This window comes from Sodalis sp. RH19 (assembly GCF_047324215.1).
Taxonomy (GTDB): domain Bacteria; phylum Pseudomonadota; class Gammaproteobacteria; order Enterobacterales; family Enterobacteriaceae; genus Acerihabitans.
In genome coordinates this window covers 3,057,724-3,080,329 of record NZ_CP178734.1, presented here as the reverse complement: position 1 = coordinate 3,080,329, position 22,606 = coordinate 3,057,724, and the positions used below count along the sequence as shown (strand labels likewise).

General features: G+C 56.3%; 17 protein-coding genes, 6 tRNA genes and 1 pseudogene. 5 read left to right on the top strand and 19 right to left on the bottom strand.

The annotated features are described in order from the left end of the window. The 4 genes from corC to miaB all read right to left on the bottom strand — a co-directional run bounded on the left by corC (window position 1) and on the right by miaB (window position 4,135). Complete coding sequence (gene corC / locus ACL2XF_RS14020) at window positions 1-879, bottom strand: CNNM family magnesium/cobalt transport protein CorC (RefSeq protein ID WP_410016087.1); 879 nt, start codon at window positions 877-879, stop codon at window positions 1-3. Between the two features lie 76 nt (window positions 880-955). Next, window positions 956-1,426: an rRNA maturation RNase YbeY gene (gene ybeY, locus ACL2XF_RS14015; protein WP_410016086.1), complete on the bottom strand. Its 471-nt coding sequence runs from the start codon at window positions 1,424-1,426 to the stop codon at window positions 956-958. Beyond that, complete coding sequence (locus ACL2XF_RS14010; protein WP_413727057.1) at window positions 1,423-2,511, bottom strand: PhoH family protein; 1,089 nt, start codon at window positions 2,509-2,511, stop codon at window positions 1,423-1,425. The genes ybeY and ACL2XF_RS14010 overlap by 4 nt, the downstream gene beginning before the upstream one ends. Window positions 2,512-2,710: 199 nt before the next feature. Then, window positions 2,711-4,135 (bottom strand): tRNA (N6-isopentenyl adenosine(37)-C2)-methylthiotransferase MiaB, encoded by a 1,425-nt coding sequence (miaB, locus tag ACL2XF_RS14005; protein WP_410016084.1) that lies wholly within the window; start codon window positions 4,133-4,135, stop codon window positions 2,711-2,713. A 182-nt stretch (window positions 4,136-4,317) separates the two neighbouring features. On the opposite strand from miaB, the gene ubiF reads away from it, so the two are divergent. The 3 genes from ubiF (at window position 4,318) to ACL2XF_RS13990 (ending at window position 6,233) form a co-directional block, all read left to right on the top strand. Beyond that, the gene (gene ubiF / locus ACL2XF_RS14000; RefSeq protein WP_410016083.1) at window positions 4,318-5,499 is read left to right on the top strand and encodes a 3-demethoxyubiquinol 3-hydroxylase; all 1,182 of its coding nucleotides are present in this window, start codon (window positions 4,318-4,320) and stop codon (window positions 5,497-5,499) included. Between the two features lie 145 nt (window positions 5,500-5,644). After that, window positions 5,645-5,872, top strand: coding sequence for a hypothetical protein (locus tag ACL2XF_RS13995; RefSeq protein WP_410016082.1), 228 nt, complete (start codon window positions 5,645-5,647; stop codon window positions 5,870-5,872). 40 nt (window positions 5,873-5,912) lie between these two features. Beyond that, on the top strand, window positions 5,913-6,233 hold the full coding sequence (locus ACL2XF_RS13990) for a hypothetical protein (RefSeq protein WP_410016081.1): 321 nt from the start codon (window positions 5,913-5,915) through the stop codon (window positions 6,231-6,233). Window positions 6,234-6,457: 224 nt separating this feature from the next. Here ACL2XF_RS13990 and ACL2XF_RS13985 read toward each other — a convergent pair whose 3' ends face one another. The 11 genes from ACL2XF_RS13985 to nagB all read right to left on the bottom strand — a co-directional run bounded on the left by ACL2XF_RS13985 (window position 6,458) and on the right by nagB (window position 14,099). After that, entirely contained in the window at window positions 6,458-7,021 is a 564-nt protein-coding gene (locus ACL2XF_RS13985; protein ID WP_410016080.1) for a PH domain-containing protein, read from the bottom strand. A 400-nt stretch (window positions 7,022-7,421) separates the two neighbouring features. Further along, window positions 7,422-7,495, bottom strand: a tRNA-Gln gene (locus ACL2XF_RS13980). Between the two features lie 6 nt (window positions 7,496-7,501). Beyond that, a tRNA-Met gene (locus ACL2XF_RS13975) sits at window positions 7,502-7,578 on the bottom strand. Window positions 7,579-7,638: 60 nt separating this feature from the next. Further along, window positions 7,639-7,713: transfer RNA gene (locus tag ACL2XF_RS13970), tRNA-Gln, on the bottom strand. 57 nt (window positions 7,714-7,770) lie between these two features. Next, window positions 7,771-7,845, bottom strand: a tRNA-Gln gene (locus tag ACL2XF_RS13965). A gap of 21 nt (window positions 7,846-7,866) precedes the next feature. Next, a tRNA-Leu gene (locus ACL2XF_RS13960) sits at window positions 7,867-7,951 on the bottom strand. A 6-nt stretch (window positions 7,952-7,957) separates the two neighbouring features. Continuing rightward, window positions 7,958-8,034, bottom strand: a tRNA-Met gene (locus ACL2XF_RS13955). 962 nt (window positions 8,035-8,996) lie between these two features. After that, window positions 8,997-10,658: an asparagine synthase B gene (asnB, locus tag ACL2XF_RS13950; protein ID WP_410016079.1), complete on the bottom strand. Its 1,662-nt coding sequence runs from the start codon at window positions 10,656-10,658 to the stop codon at window positions 8,997-8,999. A gap of 220 nt (window positions 10,659-10,878) precedes the next feature. Next, window positions 10,879-12,102 (bottom strand): DNA-binding transcriptional regulator NagC, encoded by a 1,224-nt coding sequence (nagC, locus tag ACL2XF_RS13945; RefSeq protein ID WP_410016078.1) that lies wholly within the window; start codon window positions 12,100-12,102, stop codon window positions 10,879-10,881. 18 nt (window positions 12,103-12,120) lie between these two features. Continuing rightward, window positions 12,121-13,269 carry an N-acetylglucosamine-6-phosphate deacetylase gene (gene nagA, locus ACL2XF_RS13940; protein WP_413722298.1) on the bottom strand — a complete coding sequence of 383 codons (1,149 nt, stop codon included), beginning with the start codon at window positions 13,267-13,269 and terminating at the stop codon, window positions 12,121-12,123. A 20-nt stretch (window positions 13,270-13,289) separates the two neighbouring features. Then, on the bottom strand, window positions 13,290-14,099 hold the full coding sequence (gene nagB / locus ACL2XF_RS13935) for a glucosamine-6-phosphate deaminase (RefSeq protein WP_413722299.1): 810 nt from the start codon (window positions 14,097-14,099) through the stop codon (window positions 13,290-13,292). Between the two features lie 344 nt (window positions 14,100-14,443). On the opposite strand from nagB, the gene nagE reads away from it, so the two are divergent. Together nagE and glnS are read left to right on the top strand one after the other, a co-directional pair. Beyond that, entirely contained in the window at window positions 14,444-16,486 is a 2,043-nt protein-coding gene (nagE, locus tag ACL2XF_RS13930) for an N-acetylglucosamine-specific PTS transporter subunit IIBC (RefSeq protein ID WP_413727056.1), read from the top strand. A gap of 283 nt (window positions 16,487-16,769) precedes the next feature. After that, window positions 16,770-18,437 (top strand): glutamine--tRNA ligase, encoded by a 1,668-nt coding sequence (gene glnS / locus ACL2XF_RS13925; RefSeq protein ID WP_410016074.1) that lies wholly within the window; start codon window positions 16,770-16,772, stop codon window positions 18,435-18,437. Window positions 18,438-18,488: 51 nt separating this feature from the next. Here glnS and alsK read toward each other — a convergent pair. From alsK to alsA, 4 genes and pseudogenes are all read right to left on the bottom strand, one after another. Beyond that, a pseudogene (alsK, locus tag ACL2XF_RS13920) lies at window positions 18,489-19,413 on the bottom strand (allose kinase). A 1-nt stretch (window position 19,414) separates the two neighbouring features. Beyond that, on the bottom strand, window positions 19,415-20,092 hold the full coding sequence (gene alsE, locus ACL2XF_RS13915; RefSeq protein ID WP_410016072.1) for a D-allulose 6-phosphate 3-epimerase: 678 nt from the start codon (window positions 20,090-20,092) through the stop codon (window positions 19,415-19,417). A gap of 9 nt (window positions 20,093-20,101) precedes the next feature. Continuing rightward, a complete protein-coding gene (gene alsC / locus ACL2XF_RS13910) occupies window positions 20,102-21,049 on the bottom strand; it encodes a D-allose ABC transporter permease (RefSeq protein ID WP_410016071.1) in 948 nt (315 codons plus the stop codon). A gap of 11 nt (window positions 21,050-21,060) precedes the next feature. After that, window positions 21,061-22,599, bottom strand: a complete 1,539-nt coding sequence (gene alsA / locus ACL2XF_RS13905; RefSeq protein WP_413727055.1) for a D-allose ABC transporter ATP-binding protein AlsA — start codon at window positions 22,597-22,599, stop codon at window positions 21,061-21,063. Between the last annotated feature and the right edge of the window lie 7 nt (window positions 22,600-22,606).

The window sequence follows — 22,606 nt, the reverse complement described above, 5'->3', positions numbered from 1 at the left end:
TTATTCTTCCATTATCGGTTGGGGTGAGTCGTCGGGGATTTTAACATGAACCTGGATGATACGCCGACTGTCGGCCATGGCGACCTTAAAAATATAACCATCTATTTCAATGGTTTCACCACGGGCCGGCAGATGGCCGAAGGCTTGCATCACCAGCCCGCCGATGGTGTCCACTTCTTCGTCGCTGAAGTGGGTGCCGAAGGTTTCGTTAAAATCCTCAATCGGCGTCAGCGCGCGGATGGTGAAGGTATGGCGGTTAAGCTGGCGGATATCCCGGTCTTCCTCGTCATCATATTCATCCTCGATTTCGCCGACGATCAGCTCCAGGATGTCTTCAATGGTGACCAGGCCGGAAACGCCGCCGAACTCGTCAATTACAATGGCCATATGGTAGCGCTGGGACCGGAACTCCTTCAGCATGCGATCGACGCGTTTACTTTCCGGCACCACCACGGCGGGGCGCAACACTTTATCCATACTGAACGGCTGCGAATCGCTGAGCATAAACGGCAGCAGATCCTTGGCCATCAGGATCCCCTCGATGTGATCCTTGTCTTCGCTTATCACCGGGAAACGGGAATGCGCGGATTCAATGATCACATCCAGGCACTCTTCCAGCGACTGGTTGTTTTTCAGGGTCACGATTTGGGAACGCGGGATCATGATATCGCGTACGCGCTGCTCGGCGATGTCCATAACGCCTTCGAGCATATCGCGGGTATCGGGATCAATCAGCTCGTTTTGTTCGGAATCACGGATAAGCTCCAGTAAATCATTGCGATTTTTTGGCTCGCCGTGAAACAGCTGATTAAGGATAAGGGTAAAAAAGCCCTTTTTGGGACTGGGGCTGTCGTTGCTTTGCGAATGGTCGTCGCTCATGGCGTTTAGTTAATTTCACTCGTAGTGGATAAATGGATCGTATAAACCGGCCCCGCTCCGGGGCCGGCGTCGTTTATCAGTCGTCTTTTTCGTTCAGATAGGGATCGGGATAACCTAACGCCTGCATGATGTCGGCCTCCAGCGCCTCCATTTCCTCGGCTTCCTCATCCTGGATATGATCATACCCTAGCAGATGCAGACAGCCGTGGACAACCATATGCGCCCAGTGCGCCTCCAGCGGCACGTCCTGTTCGCCGGCTTCCCGTTCCACCACCTGGCGGCAGATGATCAGGTCGCCGAGCAGGGGAAGCTCCACCTGTGGCGGGGCTTCAAAGGGAAACGACAGTACATTGGTCGGCTTGTCCATGCCGCGGTAGGTCAGGTTCAGCTCGTGGCTTTCCGCGTCGTCCACCAGGCGGATGGTGACCTCGGCCTCGTCCTGGAACTGCGGCAGCACGCCTTCCAGCCAGCGCATAAAGGTTGCTTCATCGGGCAAACCGGCCGGATCGGCGCAGGCTACCTGTAAATCAAGGATGACGCCGCTCATTTGGCCGGCTCCTGGTTATCGCCGGCGGCCGGCGGGATATTCCCGTGGTAAGCGGCCTGCGCTTCACGCCGGCGCTGTTCGCCCAACGCGTCTTTACGCTTTTGATCGGCCGCTTCCCAGGCTTCATACGCCACCACGATGCGCGCCACCACGGGATGGCGCACCACGTCCTCGCTATGGAAGAAGTTGAAGCTGATTTCCTCTACGTCGGCCAGCACTTCGATGGCGTGCCGCAGGCCTGATTTCGCATTGCGCGGCAGGTCGATCTGGGTGATATCGCCGGTAATGACCGCTTTGGAATTAAAACCGATGCGCGTCAGGAACATCTTCATCTGCTCGATGGTGGTGTTCTGGCTTTCATCCAGGATGATAAAGGCGTCATTCAGGGTACGACCGCGCATATAGGCCAGCGGAGCGACTTCAATCACGTTGCGTTCAATCAGTTTCTCAACCCGCTCGAAGCCCAGCATTTCGAACAGCGCGTCATACAGCGGACGCAGGTACGGGTCGACCTTCTGGCTGAGATCGCCGGGCAGGAAACCGAGTTTTTCACCGGCCTCCACCGCCGGGCGGGTCAGCATGATGCGGCGTATTTCCTGGCGCTCCAGCGCATCCACCGCCGCGGCCACCGCCAGGTAGGTTTTACCCGTACCGGCCGGACCGACGCCAAAGGTAATATCATGATCGAGTATATGGGCGATATACTGCGCCTGGTTTGGCGTACGGGGTTTGATAACGCCCCGCTTGGTCTGGATATGCACCGCTTTGCCGAAGTCCGGCACGCTTTCGGCGGTTTGCTCCAGCACCCGGCTCTCTTTGATGGCCAGGTGGATTTTTTCCGGCTCGATATCGGCGACAACACCGCGTACCGGAACCGTGTCCACGTACAGCGTCAGCAGGATATTGGCGGCGGCTTCCACGCACAGCGGTTTGCCGACCAGTTTGAAAACGTTGTCGCGACGATTGATTTCAATGCCCAACCGGCGCTCAAGTTGTTTGATATTGTCATCGAACGGCCCGCAGAGGCTCATTAAGCGCTTATTGTCCGCAGGCTCCAGCATGATTTCTTTAGTGTCGACGTTCAAACTTTTCCTCTGGGCCTTTCAGGCCATGTTAGGGAGTAGATTATGGCTGACCATGTTCATAAATGAAGGAAACCGTCACCAGCGTCAAGGACGCGGATCATTAAATTAATATTGGGGCACGATAAGTGAAAAGCAACCGGAGGAGAAAAGGCAGAACCGGGCGGCGGGGGAGGCCGCCCGTTAACGGGCAGGGAGGGTATCACGGCTGGAAGGTCCCGACGCCGAGTTCATTCTCTTTGCGGGTGCGCGCAATCACCGAGGCCGGGCTTTCGCTCACGCGCAGGCCCATTTGATCTTCGGTGCGCACGACCACGCCGCGCAGCGAGTTCGGATTGACATCGACGATCTCGACATCGACAAACTTGCCGATCATGTCCGGCGTGCCTTCAAAGTTCACCACGCGGTTATTTTCAGTACGGCCGGCCAACTCCATCACGCTTTTGCGCGAGGTGCCCTCCACCAGGATGCGCTGGACCGTGCCCATCATCTGGCGACTGAACTGCATCGCCTGCTGAATGATGCGTTGCTGCAGTATATGCAGCCGCTGCTTTTTCTCGTCTTCGCCGACATCGTCCACCATATCCGCCGCCGGCGTGCCGGGACGCGCGGAGTAGATAAAACTGTAGCTGGTATCGAAATTAACGTCGGCGATAAGCTTCATGGTCTGCTCGAAGTCGGCCTGGGTTTCCCCGGGGAAACCGATGATAAAATCGGAACTCACCTGGATGCCGGGACGCGCTTTGTGCAGTTTGCGGATGATGGATTTATATTCCAGCGCCGTATGGGCGCGTTTCATCATGGTCAGGATGCGATCGGAACCGCTTTGCACCGGCAAATGCACAAAGCTGACCAGCTCCGGCGTGTCGCGGTAGACGTCGATGATATCGTCGGTGAATTCAATCGGGTGGCTGGTGGTGAAACGCACGCGATCGATGCCGTCGATGGCCGCCACCAGGCGCAGCAGTTCGGCAAAGGTGCAGATATCGCCCTCGAAGCTGGCGCCGCGGTAGGCGTTGACGTTCTGCCCCAGCAGGTTGACCTCGCGCACGCCCTGGGACGCCAGTTGGGCTATCTCGAACAGGATATCGTCGCAGGGACGGCTGACTTCCTCGCCGCGGGTATAGGGCACCACGCAAAACGAGCAGTACTTGTTGCAGCCTTCCATGATGGAGACAAACGCGGTGGGGCCCTCGGCGCGCGGTTCCGGCAGCCGGTCGAATTTTTCGATTTCGGGGAAGCTGATATCCACCACCGGGCTGCGCGTGCCGCGCACGTGGTTGATCATTTCCGGCAAGCGGTGCAGGGTCTGCGGCCCGAAGATAATATCGACATAATGGGCGCGCTCGCGGATATGCGCGCCTTCCTGGGAGGCCACGCAGCCGCCGACGCCAATGATCAAATCCGGATTGGCTTCTTTCAGCGCCCGCCAGCGGCCCAGTTGATGGAATACCTTCTCCTGCGCCTTTTCACGAATGGAACAGGTGTTGAGCAGCAACACGTCCGCTTCTTCGGCGTTATCCGTCAACTGGTAGCCGTGGGTGCTATCCAGCAAGTCGGCCATCTTCGATGAATCGTACTCGTTCATCTGACAGCCCCAGGTTTTGATATGCAGTTTTTTTGTCATCGGCTTGCCATTACTTGATGCATTATTTTAGGGTGCGAAAAAGCCCTTCGGCTCATGCAGGGCGCGTATTGTAATCCTTTGGCGTGGTTGTGACCAGAGGGCTGAGCCTTCGCTCCTCTTTCATAATGAAAAATTGCGGTACACTAAGCAAATGTTTAATCACAGACACAAGCATAGCCGAGATGAACACAAACGAAATAGCCTATGATGCGGTGGTGGCGGGGGGCGGCATGGTCGGCGCCCTGGCGGCGTTAATGCTGGCGCAGGGCGGTATACGGGTGCTGGTGCTGGACCATGCCCGGCTGGCGGAGCCCCGGCCGGATGCCCCGCCGGATTTGCGCGTTTCGGCTATCAGCTGCGCGTCGGCGGCGTTGTTGCGCCGCGTGGGCGCGTGGGACCGTATCGATTCCCATGTCCGCGTACCCTACCGCCGCCTGGAAACCTGGGAATGGGCGCAGTCCCAGGTCACCTTCGACGCCGCGGCGCTGCATTTGCCGGAACTCGGCTTTATGGTGGAAAACATCCGGCTGCAGCGGGCGCTGTGGCAGGCCTGCGCCGACTGCGGCAATCTGACGCTGCGCGCGCCGGCCGCCCTGGCGAAAATGCGTTATGACGGCGGCAACTGGCGCCTGACGCTTGATAACGGCGAAACGGTTGGCGCCCGGCTCCTGATCGGCGCCGACGGCGCCCGGTCCAACGTACGGCAATGGGCTGGCATCGGCACCGTCGGTTGGCAATATCGCCAGTCGTGTATGCTGATAACCGTCGCATGCCCGTACGGCCAGCAGGACGTCACCTGGCAGGAATTTACCCCCGACGGTCCCCGGGCGTTTTTACCGCTCTACGATAACTGGGCGTCGCTGGTGTGGTATGACAGCGCGGCGCGTATCCGCCAGCTGCAGGCCCTGCCGCCGGCGGCCCTGGAGCGCGAGGTGCTGGCCGCCTTTCCCACCCGCCTGGGCGCGGTGAAGGTGCACGCCGCGGGCGCTTTTGCGCTGGTGCGCAGCCATGCCAGGGACTATGTCCGGCCGGGCCTGGCGCTGATCGGCGATGCGGCGCATACCATAAATCCGCTGGCGGGGCAGGGCGTAAACCTGGGCTTTCGCGACGCTGAAGCGCTGGCCGCGGTGGTGATTGGCGCGCGCGATCATGATGAACCCTGGGACGAGCTGCGCATCTTAAAGCGCTATCAGCATCGCCGTTACGGCGACAACCTGCTGATGCAAAGCGGCATGGATCTCTTCTATAGCGCCTTCAGCAACCGGCTGCCGCCGGTCCGGCTGGCGCGCAACCTCGGCCTGTTCCTGGCCCAGCGCGCCGGCCCGCTGAAAGTCCGGGCGCTGAAATATGCCCTGGGTCTCTGACTGGCGGTAGCGTCGGGCGTTGTCAGCAAAAAAATGAGCAATATATTGCTCATTTTTTTTCATTTAAGATTTTTTTGAGCAAAATAATTGCCATTTTAAAAACGTTAGCGCTAAAAGAGCAAAACATTGCTCATTGAAGGTGTCCATGAAATTGACTATTGAAATTTTTGTCGAAGGAAGAGGGCAGGACGCCGCGTCTATCACATTTTCCGAACCTGACCAAGGACGCGCGAGTTTAACGTTACTCGGTTACGCGTTTGATTATGCGCTGGAATTCATGGAACGGGATGATGAGCATGCCTGTAGTAGCAATTTGCCTGCGGTACTCATGGAAAACTACCGATCAATGCCTGCCGTCAACCCAACAAGATAGCGCTCGGTTGCGGTCAGGCGTTATTGCTCCCGTGGGAAATATGCGCATTAAGGAATCCTTAACCGATTTACCCGCGGTTAAACAAATTAATCAAATTCGGTTTACCGTACAGGATGTGGCCGAGCGGAATACTGATTTTTTAGAATACGCACAACAGATGGGCGCGGCGGGCGGTGGCGCCACTGGCGCTGGTGAGGAGGCGCCAAAACTATTATTACGTTGCTCCGCCAACAACGAAATCTGGATCGATACTTTTCAGGATGACGACCAAAATCCAGATCAATATCAGCCGTCGTACTCTATCCGATATCGAACGAGACCAGGGCAGCCAGTCGTTGTCGATATTAAACCGGGTATTTAAGCCACTTGGCCTTAAGATAGGCTTATTGCCGCGCAGTCAGCATTTGATGCGCGCGCTGCTGCCAGATCGGCCAAAGGACGCTTAGGCGATCTTATCCGGCGGGCTTTTCATGCCGGACGGCACAGAAAACACCGCCTGCGCCTGCGCTTAAGCGATAATAGAGGCGTGGACAATCAGCCGGGATGGCGCTTTCCCCTGCATGTCCCGCTAAGCGCAGGTGGGCGTTACATCGCCAGGATTTTCTCTTTTTGCACGCTGAATTCCTGATCGCTTAAAATGCCGCGTTCTTTCAGCGCCGCCAGTTTTTCCAACTGGGTGATCACGTCATATTGCGCACGGGTGCCCGCCGCCTGCCGCATCTGCGGCTGCTGGCTGAGCGTTTCCCGTGCGATATTCACCATATTGGTAAACGGGGTGACCGCGCCTTTCATCACATTCTCGATGGTATAGTTTTGACCTGTGGTGCTCAGGGTAATGCTGCCGGTCATCATCTTGGTGCGCCCGCTTACGGAAACCACGCTCGCCAGATCGACGAAAACCTGCTTCAGACCGTAAACCATGCCTTTATCCAGGAAAATAATCCGGTAGTTGGTCAGGGTAATCAGCCAGGTATTGCCGCCCATCAGGCCCGTTGCCACCGCCAGCGGTTTTTCATCGTCGGCCAGGATCGCCGGAAGATGGTAAAACTCTTTTTTGGTGCCGAAGGGCATATCGCCCACCAGCTTGGCCAGGCGCTTATATTCTATTTTCAACTCTTCAATACTTGCTGTTTTAAAGTTAATCATCATTGAGTCCCAATGAATAATGGTCAATTTATCATTTGATCGTGCTTGAATTTACCTTATGTAGCGCACCACCAAAGACGAGAACAGCTCCCTGAAACCTGCTTAATTAAACGACTAGCTCGGGCAACGATCTTTTTGTGAAAGGCCACATGCCGTTTCCCGCGCGAAATCGTCGGTGATTGTGCCCTTAACAATATGGCCGATACCATGATCTGGGATTACTTGCGCCGCGTTTAGTTGCAAAATAATTAGGATAATCCTGATTTTTTTGCTAACGCGCGGCGACGGGCTGATACCCTTTGCAAGGATGATATGAAAGGAAGGGCAGAAGACACGCATAAAAAAAGCGGGGCGATGTCTTTCGACAATCGCCCCGCTTTTCGCTGCTTGCGCAGTCTTTGTATGGCTGGGGTACCAGGATTCGAACCTGGGGTGGCGGAATCAGAATCCGCTGCCTTACCGCTTGGCGATACCCCAAAAATGTGGTGGCTACGACGGGAATCGAACCTGTGACCCCAGCATTATGAGTGCTGTGCTCTAACCAGCTGAGCTACGTAGCCGAATTATACTTAAAAATTCGGGACTTACAATACTTTTTAAAAACTTTTTCAACTTTTTTTTGGCTGGGATACCAGGATTCGAACCTGGGGGTGGCGGGATCAAAACCCGCTGCCTTACCGCTTGGCTATATCCCAATCATCCAAACGTTTTTGCAACTTTTCCCGCTTGCAACCTCGCCCGGGCGAGGTTAATGGCTGGGGTACCAGGATTCGAACCTGGGAGTGGCGGGATCAAAACCCGCTGCCTTACCGCTTGGCTATACCCCATCCGCTGCGTAACCGAAATCATGGTGCGGGAGGCGAGACTTGAACTCGCACACCTTGCGGCGCCAGAACCTAAATCTGGTGCGTCTACCAATTTCGCCACTCCCGCAAAGTATGGTGGCTACGACGGGATTCGAACCTGTGACCCCAGCATTATGAGTGCTGTGCTCTAACCAGCTGAGCTACGTAGCCATCTTTCCGCGTGACCTTCATTCGGCGTTGCGGGGCGCATTATGCGTAGTTGCAGAAATCCAGTCAACACCTTTTTTCGGTAATCAGGCTTTGCGCATGCTGTTTGTCTGGCTTATGAGCAACCTGATGATAAAAACCGCATAAGGCCTGATTTTCCTATTCAAACAAATAAAAACCGGGCCGTAAAGGCCCGGTGAGTTTGATAATAACCCTAAGCTCAAAGCAGACATGTTAAAGGGCGCGCGACCCATGGCGCGCCAGGCCCGCCAACGCTGAACTCAACCCGGACGTGTTCAAGGGAGAGCGTGCCAATGGGGTCGAATCGGGCGTGGTGTTCCCGCCCGACCGAGCGCCCCATGGTGCGCTAGGCCCGCCAACGCTGAACTCAACCCAGACGAGTTCAAGGGAGAGCGTGCCAATGGGGTCGAATCGGGCGTGGTTTTCCCGCCCGACCGAGTGCCTCATGGCATGCCAGGTCCGCCAACGCTGAACTCAACCCGGACGTGTTCAAGGGAGAGCGTGCCAATGGGGTCGAATCGGGCGTGGTGTTCCCGCCCGACCGAGTGCCTCATGGCATGCCAGGCCCGCCAACGCTGAACTCAACCCGGACGTGTTCAAGGGAGAGCGTGCCAATGGGGTCGAATCGGGCGTGGTGTTCCCGCCCGACCGAGTGCCTCATGGCATGCCAGGCCCGCCAACGCTGAACTCAACCCGGACGTGTTCAAGGGAGAGCGTGCCAATGGGGTCGAATCGGGCGTGGTTTTCCCGCCCGACCGAGCGCCCCATGGTGCGCTAGGCCCGCCAACGTCGAACTCAACACAAACGTGTTAAGGGAGAGAGAGCATGCCAATGGGATCGAATCGGGCGTAGTTTTCCCGCCCGACCGAGTGCCTCATGGCATGCCAGGCCCGCCAACACCGGACCTAACGCAGACAAGTTAAAGGGAGAGCGTGCCGATAGCTTTAGTACGCGGACTGATGCACACCCACCGCCCGTCCCGACGGATCGTCCATATTTTTAAACGACTCATCCCATTCGATGGCCTTCGCCGAGGAACAGGCCACCGACGGACCTCCCGGCACACACTCCGCCGCGCTTGGCAACGGGAACAGCTCCGCGAAGATTTCCCGGTAAAAATAAGCCTCTTTAGACGTCGGCGTATTGTACGGGAAACGGAAATGCGCGTTAGCCAATTGCTGATCGGTAATCTGCTTGCCGGCCATTTCCTTCAGCGTGTCGATCCAGCTATAGCCCACACCGTCGGAAAACTGCTCTTTCTGCCGCCAGGCAATGCTTTCCGGCAGGTAGGACGCAAAACATTCGCGCAGTACATGCTTTTCAATTTTGCCGTGTCCGCACATTTTATCCTGCGGGTTAATACGCATCGCCACGTCAAGGAAGTTTTTATCCAGGAACGGCACGCGCGCCTCCACGCCCCAGGCGGACATCGCCTTATTGGCGCGCGCGCAGTCATACATATGCAGCGCCTGCAGCTTGCGCACCAGCTCTTCATGAAACTCTTTGGCGTTCGGCGCCTTATGGAAATAGAGATAACCGCCGAAAACCTCGTCGGCTCCCTCGCCAGACAACACCATCTTGATGCCCATCGCCTTAATTTTCCTCGACATCAGGTACATCGGCGTCGAGGCGCGGATGGTGGTGACATCATAGGTCTCGATATGGTAAATCACGTCGCGGATGGCATCCAGGCCTTCCTGCACGGTGAAATGCACTTCATGATGCACGGTACCCAGATGGGTAGCCACTTCCTTGGCGGCGCGCAGATCGGGCGAGCCTTCCAGGCCGACGGCAAAAGAGTGCAGCTGCGGCCACCAGGCCTCGCTGCGCGCGCCGTCTTCCACCCGCCGGGCGGCATACTTCTTGGTGATGGCGGAAATAACCGATGAATCCAGCCCGCCGGATAACAGCACGCCGTAAGGCACATCCGACATCAAATGACTTTTGACCGACTCTTCCAGCGCGTCGCGCAGCGCCGCTTTATCGGTAGTGTTGTCCTTCACGTTGTCATAAGAGAACCAATCGCGGGTGTAATATTCGCGGATTTCTCCGTCCTGGCTCCACAGATAACTTCCCGGGGGAAATTCCTTAATGCTCAGGCATACCGGCACCAGCGCCTTCATTTCCGACGCCACATACAGCGTGCCGTTTTCATCATGCCCCATATATAGCGGGATAATGCCCATATGGTCGCGGCCGATCAGGTAGGCGTCTTTCTCGGTATCATACAAAATGAAGGCGAACATACCGCGCAGATCGTCGAGGAAGGCCGGTCCTTTTTCCTGGTACAGGGCCAGGATCACTTCGCAGTCGGAACCGGTCTGGAACGCATAACGGTCCCCCAGCTCCTGGCGCAGCGCCTGATGGTTATAAATTTCGCCATTCACCGCCAGCACATGGGTATGCGCGGCGTTATATAAGGGTTGCGCGCCGGTATTGACGTCGACGATGGACAGGCGTTCATGGGCCAGGATGGCCTGGTCGCTGGCAAACACTCCCGACCAGTCGGGACCGCGATGACGCATCAGGCGCGACATTTCCAGCGCGGTTTTACGCAGTTCGCTCGGATCCGATTGCAAATCCAGTACACCAAAAATAGAACACATTCTCTTTTCCTTAGGCCGGTCTCGGGGCTAATGCTTTGCTGTTGACATCGATTTAGCACTAAAATGACACCATTATTCAAGATCAATCAATGAAAAAAGCCATGCTGCTGGTGATAATTCATTTTTAAGCGGCTAATTATCAATAATCATCAATAAAAGAAGGAAAAACACCGGCAAATTTGACCGATCGTAAATGCCATAAAACCCGATGACCCGGCAATCAGCTGTTTTCCAGCAGGCGCTGGAGCAATACGCCGTTAAGCATCGCGCGCTTGACCAGCGCAAAGGCGCCGATGGCGGAGCCGTGATCCAGCGCGGAAATCACCACCGGCAGATTTTGGCGAAAACCGTTCAGTACCTGATTATCGATACAGCGCTGCACCGCCGGCAGCAACACCTTATGGGCTTCGGTAATCTCACCGGCCAGCACCACTTTTTGCGGATTGAACAGGTTAATGGCGATGGCCACCGCTTTGCCCAGGTGATGACCCACCTGCTCGATAACCTCGCAGGCCAGCGTATCGCCGCGATTGGCGGCTTTGCAAATGGCGCCGATCTGGCAATTATCCAGCGTCAGCCTGCTGGGGTAGCCCTGGTCGAGCAGGTGGCGCACCCGCTTTTCAATGGCGCCGTTGGCGGCGATGGTTTCCAGGCAGCCGAAATTGCCGCAATGGCAGCGCTCGCCCAGCGGGTCGACCTGGATATGGCCGATTTCCCCCACGTTACCGTTGCTGCCGAGAAAAATCTGGCCGTTGACCAGGATCCCGGCGCCGGTGCCGCGGTGCAAACGAACCAAAATGGAATCCGCGCAGTCCTGTGTTGCACCAAAATAGTGCTCCGCCAGCGCCAGACTGCGAATATCGTGGCCGACAAAAGCGGTAAGATGAAAGCGTTTTTGCAAATTTTCCACCAGCGGCCAGGCGCTCACGCTGATATGCGGCATATAACGCACCACCCCGGAATACGGATCCACCAGGCCCGGCAGGATCACCGAAATGGCGATGAGCTCCCGGGATTTACGCTGGATCTGCTCCAGGAAACGCGCGATGGCGCTGAACAGCGCCGCTTCCAGCGCCTGCTGCGTGGTTTCCGGCAGCGGGGTGAATTCTTCGTACAGTGATTTGCCGGTCAGATCGTAGAGGGTGATGGTGGTGTCATGGCGACCGAGACGCACGCCAATCGCCTGGAAGGCGCGGGTTTCGGCGACGATGGAGATGGCGCGCCGGCCGCCGGTGGAAGCCTGCTGGTCCACCTCGCGGATCAGTCCCCGCTCCAGCAGCTGACGGGTGATTTTGGTGATGCTGGCCGGCGCCAGCTGGCTTTGTTCGGCAATCTGGATGCGCGAAATCGGCCCCGACATATCGATCAGGCGGTACACCGCAGCGCTGTTGAGCTGTTTGACCAGGTCAACGTTTCCTATCGGGGCGTGTCCGCCTGGGGTCATCGGTTTATTACTCGCTCATCAGAGAACTTCGTCGCCATTAACGATAGTCCTGGTTATCCGGTAATCGCGGGTGAACGCCGTCAGGTTAGCCACCTTGCCTGCCTGCAAGGTACCCAACTGCGCCGCCACGCCCAGGGCCTGGGCCGGGTAAAGGGTCGCCATGCGCAATGCTTCATCCAGCGCGATACCGGCGAATTCCACGCTGTTGCGCACCGCTTCAATCATCGTCAGCGCCGAACCGCTCAGGGTGCCGTTTTCATCCAAACACAGGCCGTCTCGGTAGTATATTGTTTTACCGGCAAAAATGAACCGATCAATCTGGTTATCGGCGCCGGCGGGCGCGGTGGCGTCGGTGACCAGCACCAGTTTATCGCCCTTGATGCGTTTGGTGTTGCGAATATTGGCGTAGTTGACGTGCAGTCCGTCGGCGATGATGCCGCAATAGAGCGACGGCGTGTCGTAAATTGCGCCGATAAGCCCGGGCTCGCGTCCGGTAAGGGGCGGCATGGCGTTGAACAGATGGGTGGCGAAGCCGATGCCGGCGGCAAAACCCGCTTTCGCCTCATCATAGGTGGCGTTGGAATGACCGGCCGACACCATGATGCCCGCCTGGCTCAGCCGGCGGATAATCCCGGCGTCGACCTGTTCCGGCGCCAGGGTCAACTGGGCGATGACATCGGCGTTGGCGCACAGGTAATCCACCATTTCCGGCGAGGGCTTGCGCATCAGCGCCGGATCGTGCGTGCCTTTTTTTATCGGATTCAGGTAAGGCCCTTCCAGGTGCAGGCCCAATGCCTGGTGCTTATGCTGCGCCAGGAATGCGCGCATCACCTCGACGGCGCGGCGCATAAACGCATCGGTGCTGGTAATCAGGGTGGGCAAAAAGCTGGTGCAGCCCGATTTGACATTGGCGCGCTGCATGATTTCCAGCGTTTCCACCGTCAGGGCGTCCAGGGAATCATTGAACTGCACGCCGCCGCAGCCGTTAAGCTGCAGGTCGATAAATCCCGGGGCCAGGATGGCGCCGTCGAGATCGCGCCGCTCAATATCCGCCGGCAGCGAATCCAGCGGGCAGACCGCGTCGATTGCCCCGTCATTGATGATTACCGCGTGATGTTCAAGGACTTGGAGACCGGTAAAGATCCGGCCGTTGGTAAATGCGTACATCGTTCGCTCCCGGTTATCAATCAGCTGTTTTTCAGGCTCAGGGTACTGGCGGCTTCCAGTTCGCGGAAATATTTTACCGTCTTCACTTTCAGCTCCATGGTGGAGGGTTCGTCGCACACCATCACCGCTTTAGCATGAAGCTGCAGGCAACTTATTGTCCACATATGATTCACGTTGCCTTCCACCGCCGCCTGCAGCGCCAGCGCTTTGTTGTGGCCGATGACCAGGATCATCACTTCTTCGGCGTCCAGCAGCGTGCCGACGCCGACGGTCAGGGCAAAACGCGGCACCTGCTCGATATCATTGTCAAAGAAACGGGAATTGGCCCGGCGGGTTTCCAGCGTCAGGGTCTTGACGCGGGTGCGCGACGCCAGGGAGGAGGCGGGTTCGTTAAAGGCGATATGCCCGTCATTGCCGACGCCGCCCATAAACAGATGGATCTTGCCGTACGACTTAATTTTTTCTTCATAGCGGCGACATTCCGCGTCGATATCATCGGCGTTGCCGTTGAGCAGATTGATGTTTTCCCGCGGAATATTCACGTGATCGAAGAAATTGCGATGCATAAAGGTGTAATAGCTTTCCGGATGGGCGGCGGGCAGGCCGACGTACTCATCCATGTTAAACGTCACCACGTGCTCGAAGCTGACCTGGCCCGCTTTATGCATCTGAATAAGATATTTGTAGGCTTCCAACGGCGTGCTGCCGGTGGGCAGTCCGAGAATAAAAGGGCGTGCGGCGGTGGGTTTGAAGGCATTGATGCGCTCGACGATATGACGAGCGGCCCATTTGCCGACGTCGGCGGCGGTTTCTAACGGAATAAGTCTCATGACTGACCTCTTTAATAGATAAAAACGGGTGTCCGCAGCGGTGTTAACAGTATAACGTTAGCGCGCAGGCATTACATAGCGGGAGCCAGGGCGCTCTGACCGCACGGCAAAAGTATAAGCTGATTATTCGCGATGCAAAATAAGTTTGACATAATTAGTAGAATAAGTCACAAATCTTACCGGTTCAAGGTGATTCTAATCACATAATACCGGTAATTAATTTGCGTTGAAAATTAAACTTTCTACACTGCGTATGAGCAGCTTCGTCAGGCGCGGTTTTTCGCAGGCAAGGGTTAGACAGCCTACATTGTGGGTTGATCGATAAGGTCAAAAGGGGAATCAAGGTGAATATACTCAGTTATCTTCAAAAAATAGGCCGCGCGCTGATGGTGCCGGTGGCAACGTTGCCCGCCGCCGCCATCCTGATGGGCGTCGGTTACTGGATCGACCCGGTGGGCTGGGGCGGCGGCAGCGCCTGGGCGGCCTTCTTTATCAAGGCCGGATCGGCGATTATAGAAAATATGTCGGTGTTGTTCGCCGTCGGCGTGGCCTACGGCATGTCCAAGGACAAAGACGGCGCGGCGGCCTTATCCGGCCTGGTCGGCTTTCTGGTGGTCACCACGCTGTGCGCGCCGGCTTCCGTGTCGATGATCCAGCATATTCCCCTGGCCGATGTGCCCGCGGCCTTCGGTAAAATCAATAACCAGTTTGTCGGCATCCTGGTGGGGATTATCTCCGCCGAGCTGTACAACCGCTTCAGCCATGTCGAGCTGACCAAGGCGCTGTCGTTCTTCAGCGGACGGCGGCTGGTGCCGATCCTGGTGTCCTTCGTCATGATCCTGGTGGCCTTTATCCTGATGTACGTTTGGCCGCTGGTGTTTAACGCCCTGGTATCGTTCGGCGAGCATATCCAGCAGCTCGGTTCGGTGGGTGCCGGTATCTACGCCTTCTTTAACCGGCTGTTAATCCCGGTGGGATTACACCACGCGCTGAACTCGGTGTTCTGGTTCGACGTGGCCGGCATCAACGACATACCCAAATTTTTCGGCGGCCAGCAGTCCATTGACGCGGGCACCGCCATCGTCGGTATTACCGGGCGTTACCAGGCCGGATTCTTCCCGATCATGATGTTCGGCCTGCCGGGCGCCGCCCTGGCCATTTATCAATGCGCCCGTCCGGAAAACAAAAGCAAGGTGGCCGGGATCATGATTGCCGGCGCGTTTGCCGCCTTTTTTACCGGGATCACCGAACCGCTGGAATTTTCCTTTATGTTCGTGGCGCCGGTACTGTATTTCCTGCATGCCCTGTTAACCGGGCTGTCGGTATTCATCGCCGCGCAAATGCATTGGATGGCGGGGTTCGGTTTCAGCGCCGGCCTGGTGGATATGGTGCTTTCCTCGCGCAATCCGCTGGCGGTCCATTGGTATATGCTGATCCCGCAGGGACTGGTGTTCTTTGTTATTTACTACCTGGTGTTCCGTTTTACCATCAAACGCTTCAACCTGCTGACTCCTGGGCGTGAACTGGCGGTCGCCGGCGACGAAAGCGACGGCTATAACGTCGATGTCGAACCGGCCATGGCCACCACCAAGTCCGGTGAAACCCAGGCGCTGGCCCGCCGTTACATCAGCGCGGTGGGCGGCTCGGAAAACCTGACGGGCATTGACGCCTGTATCACTCGTCTGCGGCTGAACGTGAAGGATTCGTCGCTGGTCAACGATTCCCTGGCAAAAAATCTCGGCGCCCAGGGCGTTATCCGTCTTAATAAGGAAAGCGTGCAGGTGATTGTCGGCACCCGAGCCGAAATTATCGCCGGCGCCATGCGTACCGTGCTGGCCGAAGGGCCGGTCGCGGCGTCGCGCTCCGTTTCCCAACCCGCGGCGGTGCAGCCGGCCGCGGTGGTTCATGAGCCGGTGGCGCGCCCGGTGGTGGTCAGCCTGACGTCGCCGATAACCGGTGATATCGTACCCTTGGATCAGGTGCCGGACGAAGCCTTCGCCAGCAAAGCGGTGGGCGACGGCGTCGCCATCCGCCCGACCGGGAAACTGGTGCTGTCGCCGTCTAACGGCACCCTGGTCAAGGTCTTCGGCACCCATCACGCGTTCTGCCTGGAAACCGACGCCGGCGCCGAAGTGATTGTGCATATCGGCATTGATACCGTCGGACTGCAGGGCCAGGGTTTTACGTCCCTGGTGGAAGAGGGCAGCAAGGTCACCCAGGGGCAGCCGATACTGGAGCTGGATCTGGACTATCTCAATGCCAATGCCCGCTCGATGATAAGCCCGGTGGTGATAAGCAATATGGATGAGTTTGGCGCCATTACCGCTATCGCCAGCGGCGCGGTGGTCGCAGGGGTAACACCGCTGCTGGATGTTACCGCCAAATAAGGCCGCCCTCGTTACCCGGCTCCGGCGCGGTTCGCGCGCCGGAGTCCGTTTCTCCCCGACACGGCGTTATTCCCCCGATTCTGTTCCCGGTTATCCTCCGGCGCAGTTGCGCCTATGCTAATATAGCCTCCCGGTTACCCAGCCTGTCCGTCAGGGCGACAGGACGGCCGCGGCACCGCGCCCGGCGCCATAAGAATTTCTGCAACTAACGGTTGTGTCGGGACGTGGCTTGTTGGAACATAAGCATAATGAATGTCGTGCGTTCGCGTAGAGGAAATGCAATATGAGTGAGGCAGAAGCCCGCCCAACTAATTTTATTCGTCAAATAATTGACGAAGATTTGGCAACCGGTAAGCACCATTCGGTGCATACCCGTTTTCCGCCGGAGCCTAACGGCTATCTGCATATCGGTCATGCCAAGGCCATTTGCCTGAATTTCGGCATCGCCCAGGATTACCAGGGCCAATGCAATCTGCGCTTCGACGATACCAACCCGGTGAAAGAAGATATAGAATTCGTCGATTCAATCAAAGAAGACGTGCAGTGGCTTGGTTTTAAATGGAGCGGCAATATCCATTACTCCTCCGATTATTTCGATCAGCTGCATGCCTATGCCATCGAGCTTATCAATAAAGGGTTGGCTTATGTGGATGAGCTTTCACCCGACGCCATTCGCGAATACCGCGGCAACCTCACCACGCCCGGCCGGAACAGTCCGTTTCGCGATCGCTCGGTCGAGGACAACCTGGCGCTGTTTACCATTATGCGCAACGGCGGTTTCCCCGAGGGCAGCGCCTGCCTGCGGGCTAAAATCGATATGGCCTCGCCGTTTATGGTGATGCGCGATCCGGTGCTGTACCGCATTAAATTTGCCGAACACCACCAGACCGGTTCGAAGTGGTGCATCTATCCGATGTATGACTTCACCCACTGTATTTCCGACGCCCTCGAAGGCATCACCCATTCGCTGTGTACCCTGGAATTCCAGGATAACCGCCGTTTATATGACTGGGTGCTGGACAATATCACTATCGATTGTCATCCCCGTCAGTATGAATTTTCGCGCCTCAATCTTGAATACGCCATTATGTCCAAGCGCAAGCTGACCCAACTGGTGGCGGAGAATATTGTCGAGGGCTGGGACGACCCGCGCATGCCGACCATCTCCGGCCTGCGGCGCCGTGGTTATACCGCCGCGTCCATTCGTGAATTCTGCCGGCGCATCGGCGTCACCAAACAGGAAAACAACGTGGAAATCGCCGCGCTGGAAGCCTGTATCCGTGAAGATCTCAATGAAACCGCGCCGCGCGCCATGGCGGTGATCGATCCGGTAAAACTGGTGATAGAAAACCTGCCGGCCGGGCACGAGGAAACCGTGACCATGCCGACGCATCCCAATAAACCCGAGATGGGCGAGCGCCAGGTGGCTTTTAGCCGAGAGATTTATATCGATCGGGCGGATTTTCGCGAGGAAGCCAACAAACAGTACAAGCGCCTGGTGTTGGGCAAGGAAGTGCGCCTGCGCAACGCCTATGTGATCAAGGCGGAGCGTATCGACAAGGATGAGCAGGGCGAGATCAGCGTCATTTACTGCACCTACGATCCGGAGACGCTGAGCAAGGACCCGGCGGATGGGCGCAAGGTGAAAGGGGTGATTCATTGGGTCTCGGCGACCCACGGCGTCCCCGCCGAGTTTCGTTTATACGATCGCCTGTTCAGCGACCCTAACCCCGCCTCGGCGGATGATTTCCTCGCGACGCTGAACCCGGAGTCGCTGGTCATCAAACAAGGCTTTGTGGAGGCCAGCGCGCTTGAGGCGCTGCCGGGCAAGCCCTACCAGTTTGAACGCGAAGGGTATTTCTGCGCCGACAGCCGCTATTTCAGCGTGGAAAAACCGGTGTTTAACCGCACCGTAGGCCTGCGCGATACCTGGACCAAAACCGCCGTTTGACGCCGCGCCGGCGCCGCGGTATCGACCGCGGCGCTGCGTGCGATGCGTAGCCTAACCGGCGGCGCACGCCGCCTGCGCGACCCGCAGTCCCAGCCTGGCGGCGCCGATGGCGCCGTTAAACGCCGACGAGGACGCTTTGGCAAAAATGATTTCCTCATAGGGCAACGGCTTGCGAATAAAGTCGCCGGCCCTGGCAATCAGCCGATCGTAGGGGAAATCCACCATATCCATCACGCCGCCCCCCAGCAGGATATGATCGGGATCAAACAGGTTTACGCCGGTGGCAATCGCCTTGGCCGCCGTGTCGATAAAGCCGGTAATATAGCTATCGCCATGGGCGCAGGTGAAAATATCGGACAGCGCGTAGTCATGCGCCGCGCCGTGATACCATCGCGCCAGCGCCACGCCTGAACAGGCGGTTTCCAGGCAGCCTGTATTACCGCAGCCCGCAGCGCGCGCCGTCATCGCCCAGGGGAATGTGCCCCAGTTCGCCGGCCACGCCATGCGCGCCGACATAAGGCGCGCCATTGAGCCAAATGGCAAACCCGAACCCGGTGCCAAGATAACATCCCAGCACCAGCTTATCCCCCAGGCGCTGCTCGCTCACGTCATAAAACAGCTGCAGGTTTACGTCACGCTCAAAGGCCACCGGGCATTGCAGGCGCCGCTCCAGTTCTGCCGCCAGATCCACAAATTCGCGGGTGGCGCAGGGCAGGTTGGGCGTGGACATGATGGTTTTCCTGTCCCGGGCTATGGACGCGGGAAAGCCAATCATCACTGCGGCGACCCCGGCGCCGCGCTGGACGAGAAAGCGGCCGATAAAAGCCGACAATCCTTCCGCCAGGCCGCTTTCCACTACCGGCAGAGTGCGCTCTTTCGCCGTGACCAGTACCTGGCCATCGGGCGATAACAAACAGATGCGGATATGGGTGGCGCCCATATCCACGCCGACTATCACCAACCGCCTGTTTTTCATCTTAGCTGGCCTCTTTCCGCGCGTCCTGGATTTGGTCGGTCATCATTTTCCACGCCTGGTGGATATCCGGCGCATTATTAAACAGGCCGGAAGAACCGACGATAAAGACATCCGCGCCCGCCGCGATCAGCGAACGGTAGGTGCGCTGGTTGCATGAACCATCAATTTCAATTTCATACCGCAAACCGTGGCTCTCGCGGTATGCCTTGAGCTGGCCTATTTTTTCCAGCATTTCGGTGATAAACGGCTGGCCGGCAAAACCGGGATCGACGGTCATGACGGTAATTTTGTCCGCCAGATGGATATAATATTTCATCATCTCCACCGACGATTCAGGATTGAGTATCAATCCCACGCCCAATCCCAGGGACCTGATCTTCTCAATAAGCCGAAAGGCCTGGCCGGACAAGGTTTCCGGATGAAGGGTAATCATGCCGGCGCCCGCCTTCGCCAGGCTGTCGATATAATCTTCCGGATGGGTGACCATTAAATGGCAATCCAGGGGCTTACTGGCGAGGCGTTTGACCTGCTCGACAAAAAACGGCGACAGCGTCAGATTGGGCACAAAATGCCCGTCCATGATATCGATATGGATATAATCCGCATGACGATCGATAAATTCAATTTGCTCTTTAAACTTTAATAAATCCATGCACATTAAAGAAGGGGATATCTTCATATCGGTTACCTATTTACTGATAAGTCGATCTAAAGCCACGGCGGCGATAATCAATCCCCCCATGACAACTAATTGGTAATACGTTTGCACCTGAAGAATATTAAGGCCATTGTTAATCGTGCCAATAATTAAACCACCAATTACCACCGAGAATATTCGTCCCTTGCCGCCAAAAAAACTGGTGCCGCCGATAATGGCGCTGGCGATGGCATAGGTCTCAAAGCCAATGCCGGCCAAAGGCTCGGCCGCGCCCAAGCGCGCGGTGGATACCACGCCGGCGAGCCCGGCGCAGATGCCGGAAATAATAAACACTACCAGCATATGGAATTTAACGTCGATACCGGAAAAAAATGCCGAATTTTTGTTGCCGCCCAGGGCGTAAATATTTCTGCCAAGCCGGGTGCGCGCGGTAATAAACCACAGGATAACCGCAATGATCAAAGCAAAAATCACCGGTACCGGAATACCCAGCACGCTGCCGGCAAAGAAGTTAACAAAGCCGAATGAGAAGCCGTACACCGAGTTGGCATCGGAAATGACCAGGGTGATGCCGCGAAAAATAGCGTTGGTGCCGAGGGTAATAATAAAGGGATGCAGGCCGGTCCAGTTAACCAGGCAACCGTTGATGGCGCCCAATAGCCCGCCGACCACCACCCCGCCAATCAGCGCGGCGGAGACCGGGTCAAGACCCGCCAGCATCAGCTTGGCGGTCACCATGCCCGACAAGGCCAGGATAGCCCCCACCGACAGGTCGATGCCCGCCACCAGGATGGCGAAAAACTCGCCCATGCCGATCAAGACCGTTACCGAACTCTGTACCAGGATCTGGGTAATATTGTTGGTTTTCAGAAAATATTCACTGGATATAGAGCCGAATATGGCAACAATAATCGCCAGGATAAAAAACGTGCCGTACTGATCCCAGAATTTCTGGAAGTTAAAGGTGGCCTTCTCCATTTTTATTTCCCTCAGCTTTGTGGCAGAGCCCACGTCATAATATCTTCTTCCCCGATACTCTCATTATTGTCAAGAATATGGGCTAATGTCCCTTCGCAAAATATTGCGATACGGTCGCATACGGTAATGATTTCCGGCAGTTCGGATGACACCATCAATATGGTTTTTCCCGTGGCGGCCAATGTGCGCATCACCTTATAAATTTCCGCCTTGGCCCCGACATCAATGCCGCGGGTAGGTTCGTCAAAAATAATAACCTCCGGCTCGCAGCAGAGCCATTTTGATATCAATACCTTTTGTTGGTTGCCGCCGGATAACTCAGTGATATTTTGGTCCACCGAACTGCATTTCAGCGATAGCAGCCGCCGCTGCGTTTCCGCCAGCTGCCTTTCCTTATCCGCATTAAATAATCCCAGAGCACCTTTATAGCCGCCATCCTTAAGGCTTTTGCTGATGGCGATATTCTGCGCAATGGAAAAATTATCAAAAAAGCCGTTTTCACGCCGACTTTCGGTGATATATCCCATGCCCTTCTTCAGGGCGTCCAGCGGCGAAGAGGGCGTGATATCGACGTTATGCAGCATCACCTTGCCGCTGCTTTTCGGTTCCACGCCGAAGATGCAGTTCATGAATTCGGTGCGTCCCGACCCCACCAGTCCGGCAAAGCCCATGATTTCGCCCTTTTTTACCTGGAAGGAGACGTGCTTGACCCGGCGTTTATCCCGGCTGGTGATATTCTCCACCGCAAAGATGATATCGGCGTCCCCCGTGTCGCCGCCAACCTTCTCCTTAAGGGAGCGAAAGCGGTTTTGCAGCTCGCGCCCGACCATCAGCCGGACAATATCATCGTTGGTCACCTGTCCCATCTGCCCGGAGGCGACGCTGCTGCCGTCCTTTAGCACCGTATAGCGGTTGCAGATGCGGCGTATTTCGTTAAGCTTATGCGATATATAGACAATCGCCGTGCCGTCCTGGCGCAGCTGGTTCATGATCAGGAACAGATAATCCACTTCGTTATAGGTCAGGGAAGAGGTCGGCTCGTCCATGATGATCACCCTGGCGTCCAGCATCAGGGTCTTGGCGATTTCCAGCATTTGCTTTTGGCTGATGGACAGGTTGCCCACCTTTTCGTCAAGCCGTATTTTCAGCCCCACGCGCAGCAGCATAATAGCCGCTTTGGTACGCATGTCGTGCCAGTCCACCACGTTTACGCCGAACACTTTTTTTACCGGCAGACGGCCGATAAATAAATTCTCCAACACGGTTAATTCATCGATAACGCTTAATTCCTGGTAAATTATACCAATGCCCAATCTGGCAGCGACTTTATGATCGAGCTTCGCGTACTCGACATCATTAATTATTATTTTCCCCGCCGTCGGTTCATAAATACCGGAAAGTATTTTCATCAAGGTTGATTTGCCGGCGCCGTTTTCACCTAATAAAGCATGTATCTCATTAGGGTATATTTCCAGGTCAACTGATTGCAACGCCTGGACGGGACCAAAGAATTTGGCGATCCCCTCCATTTTAATATATGGAGTGCTCATATTACTC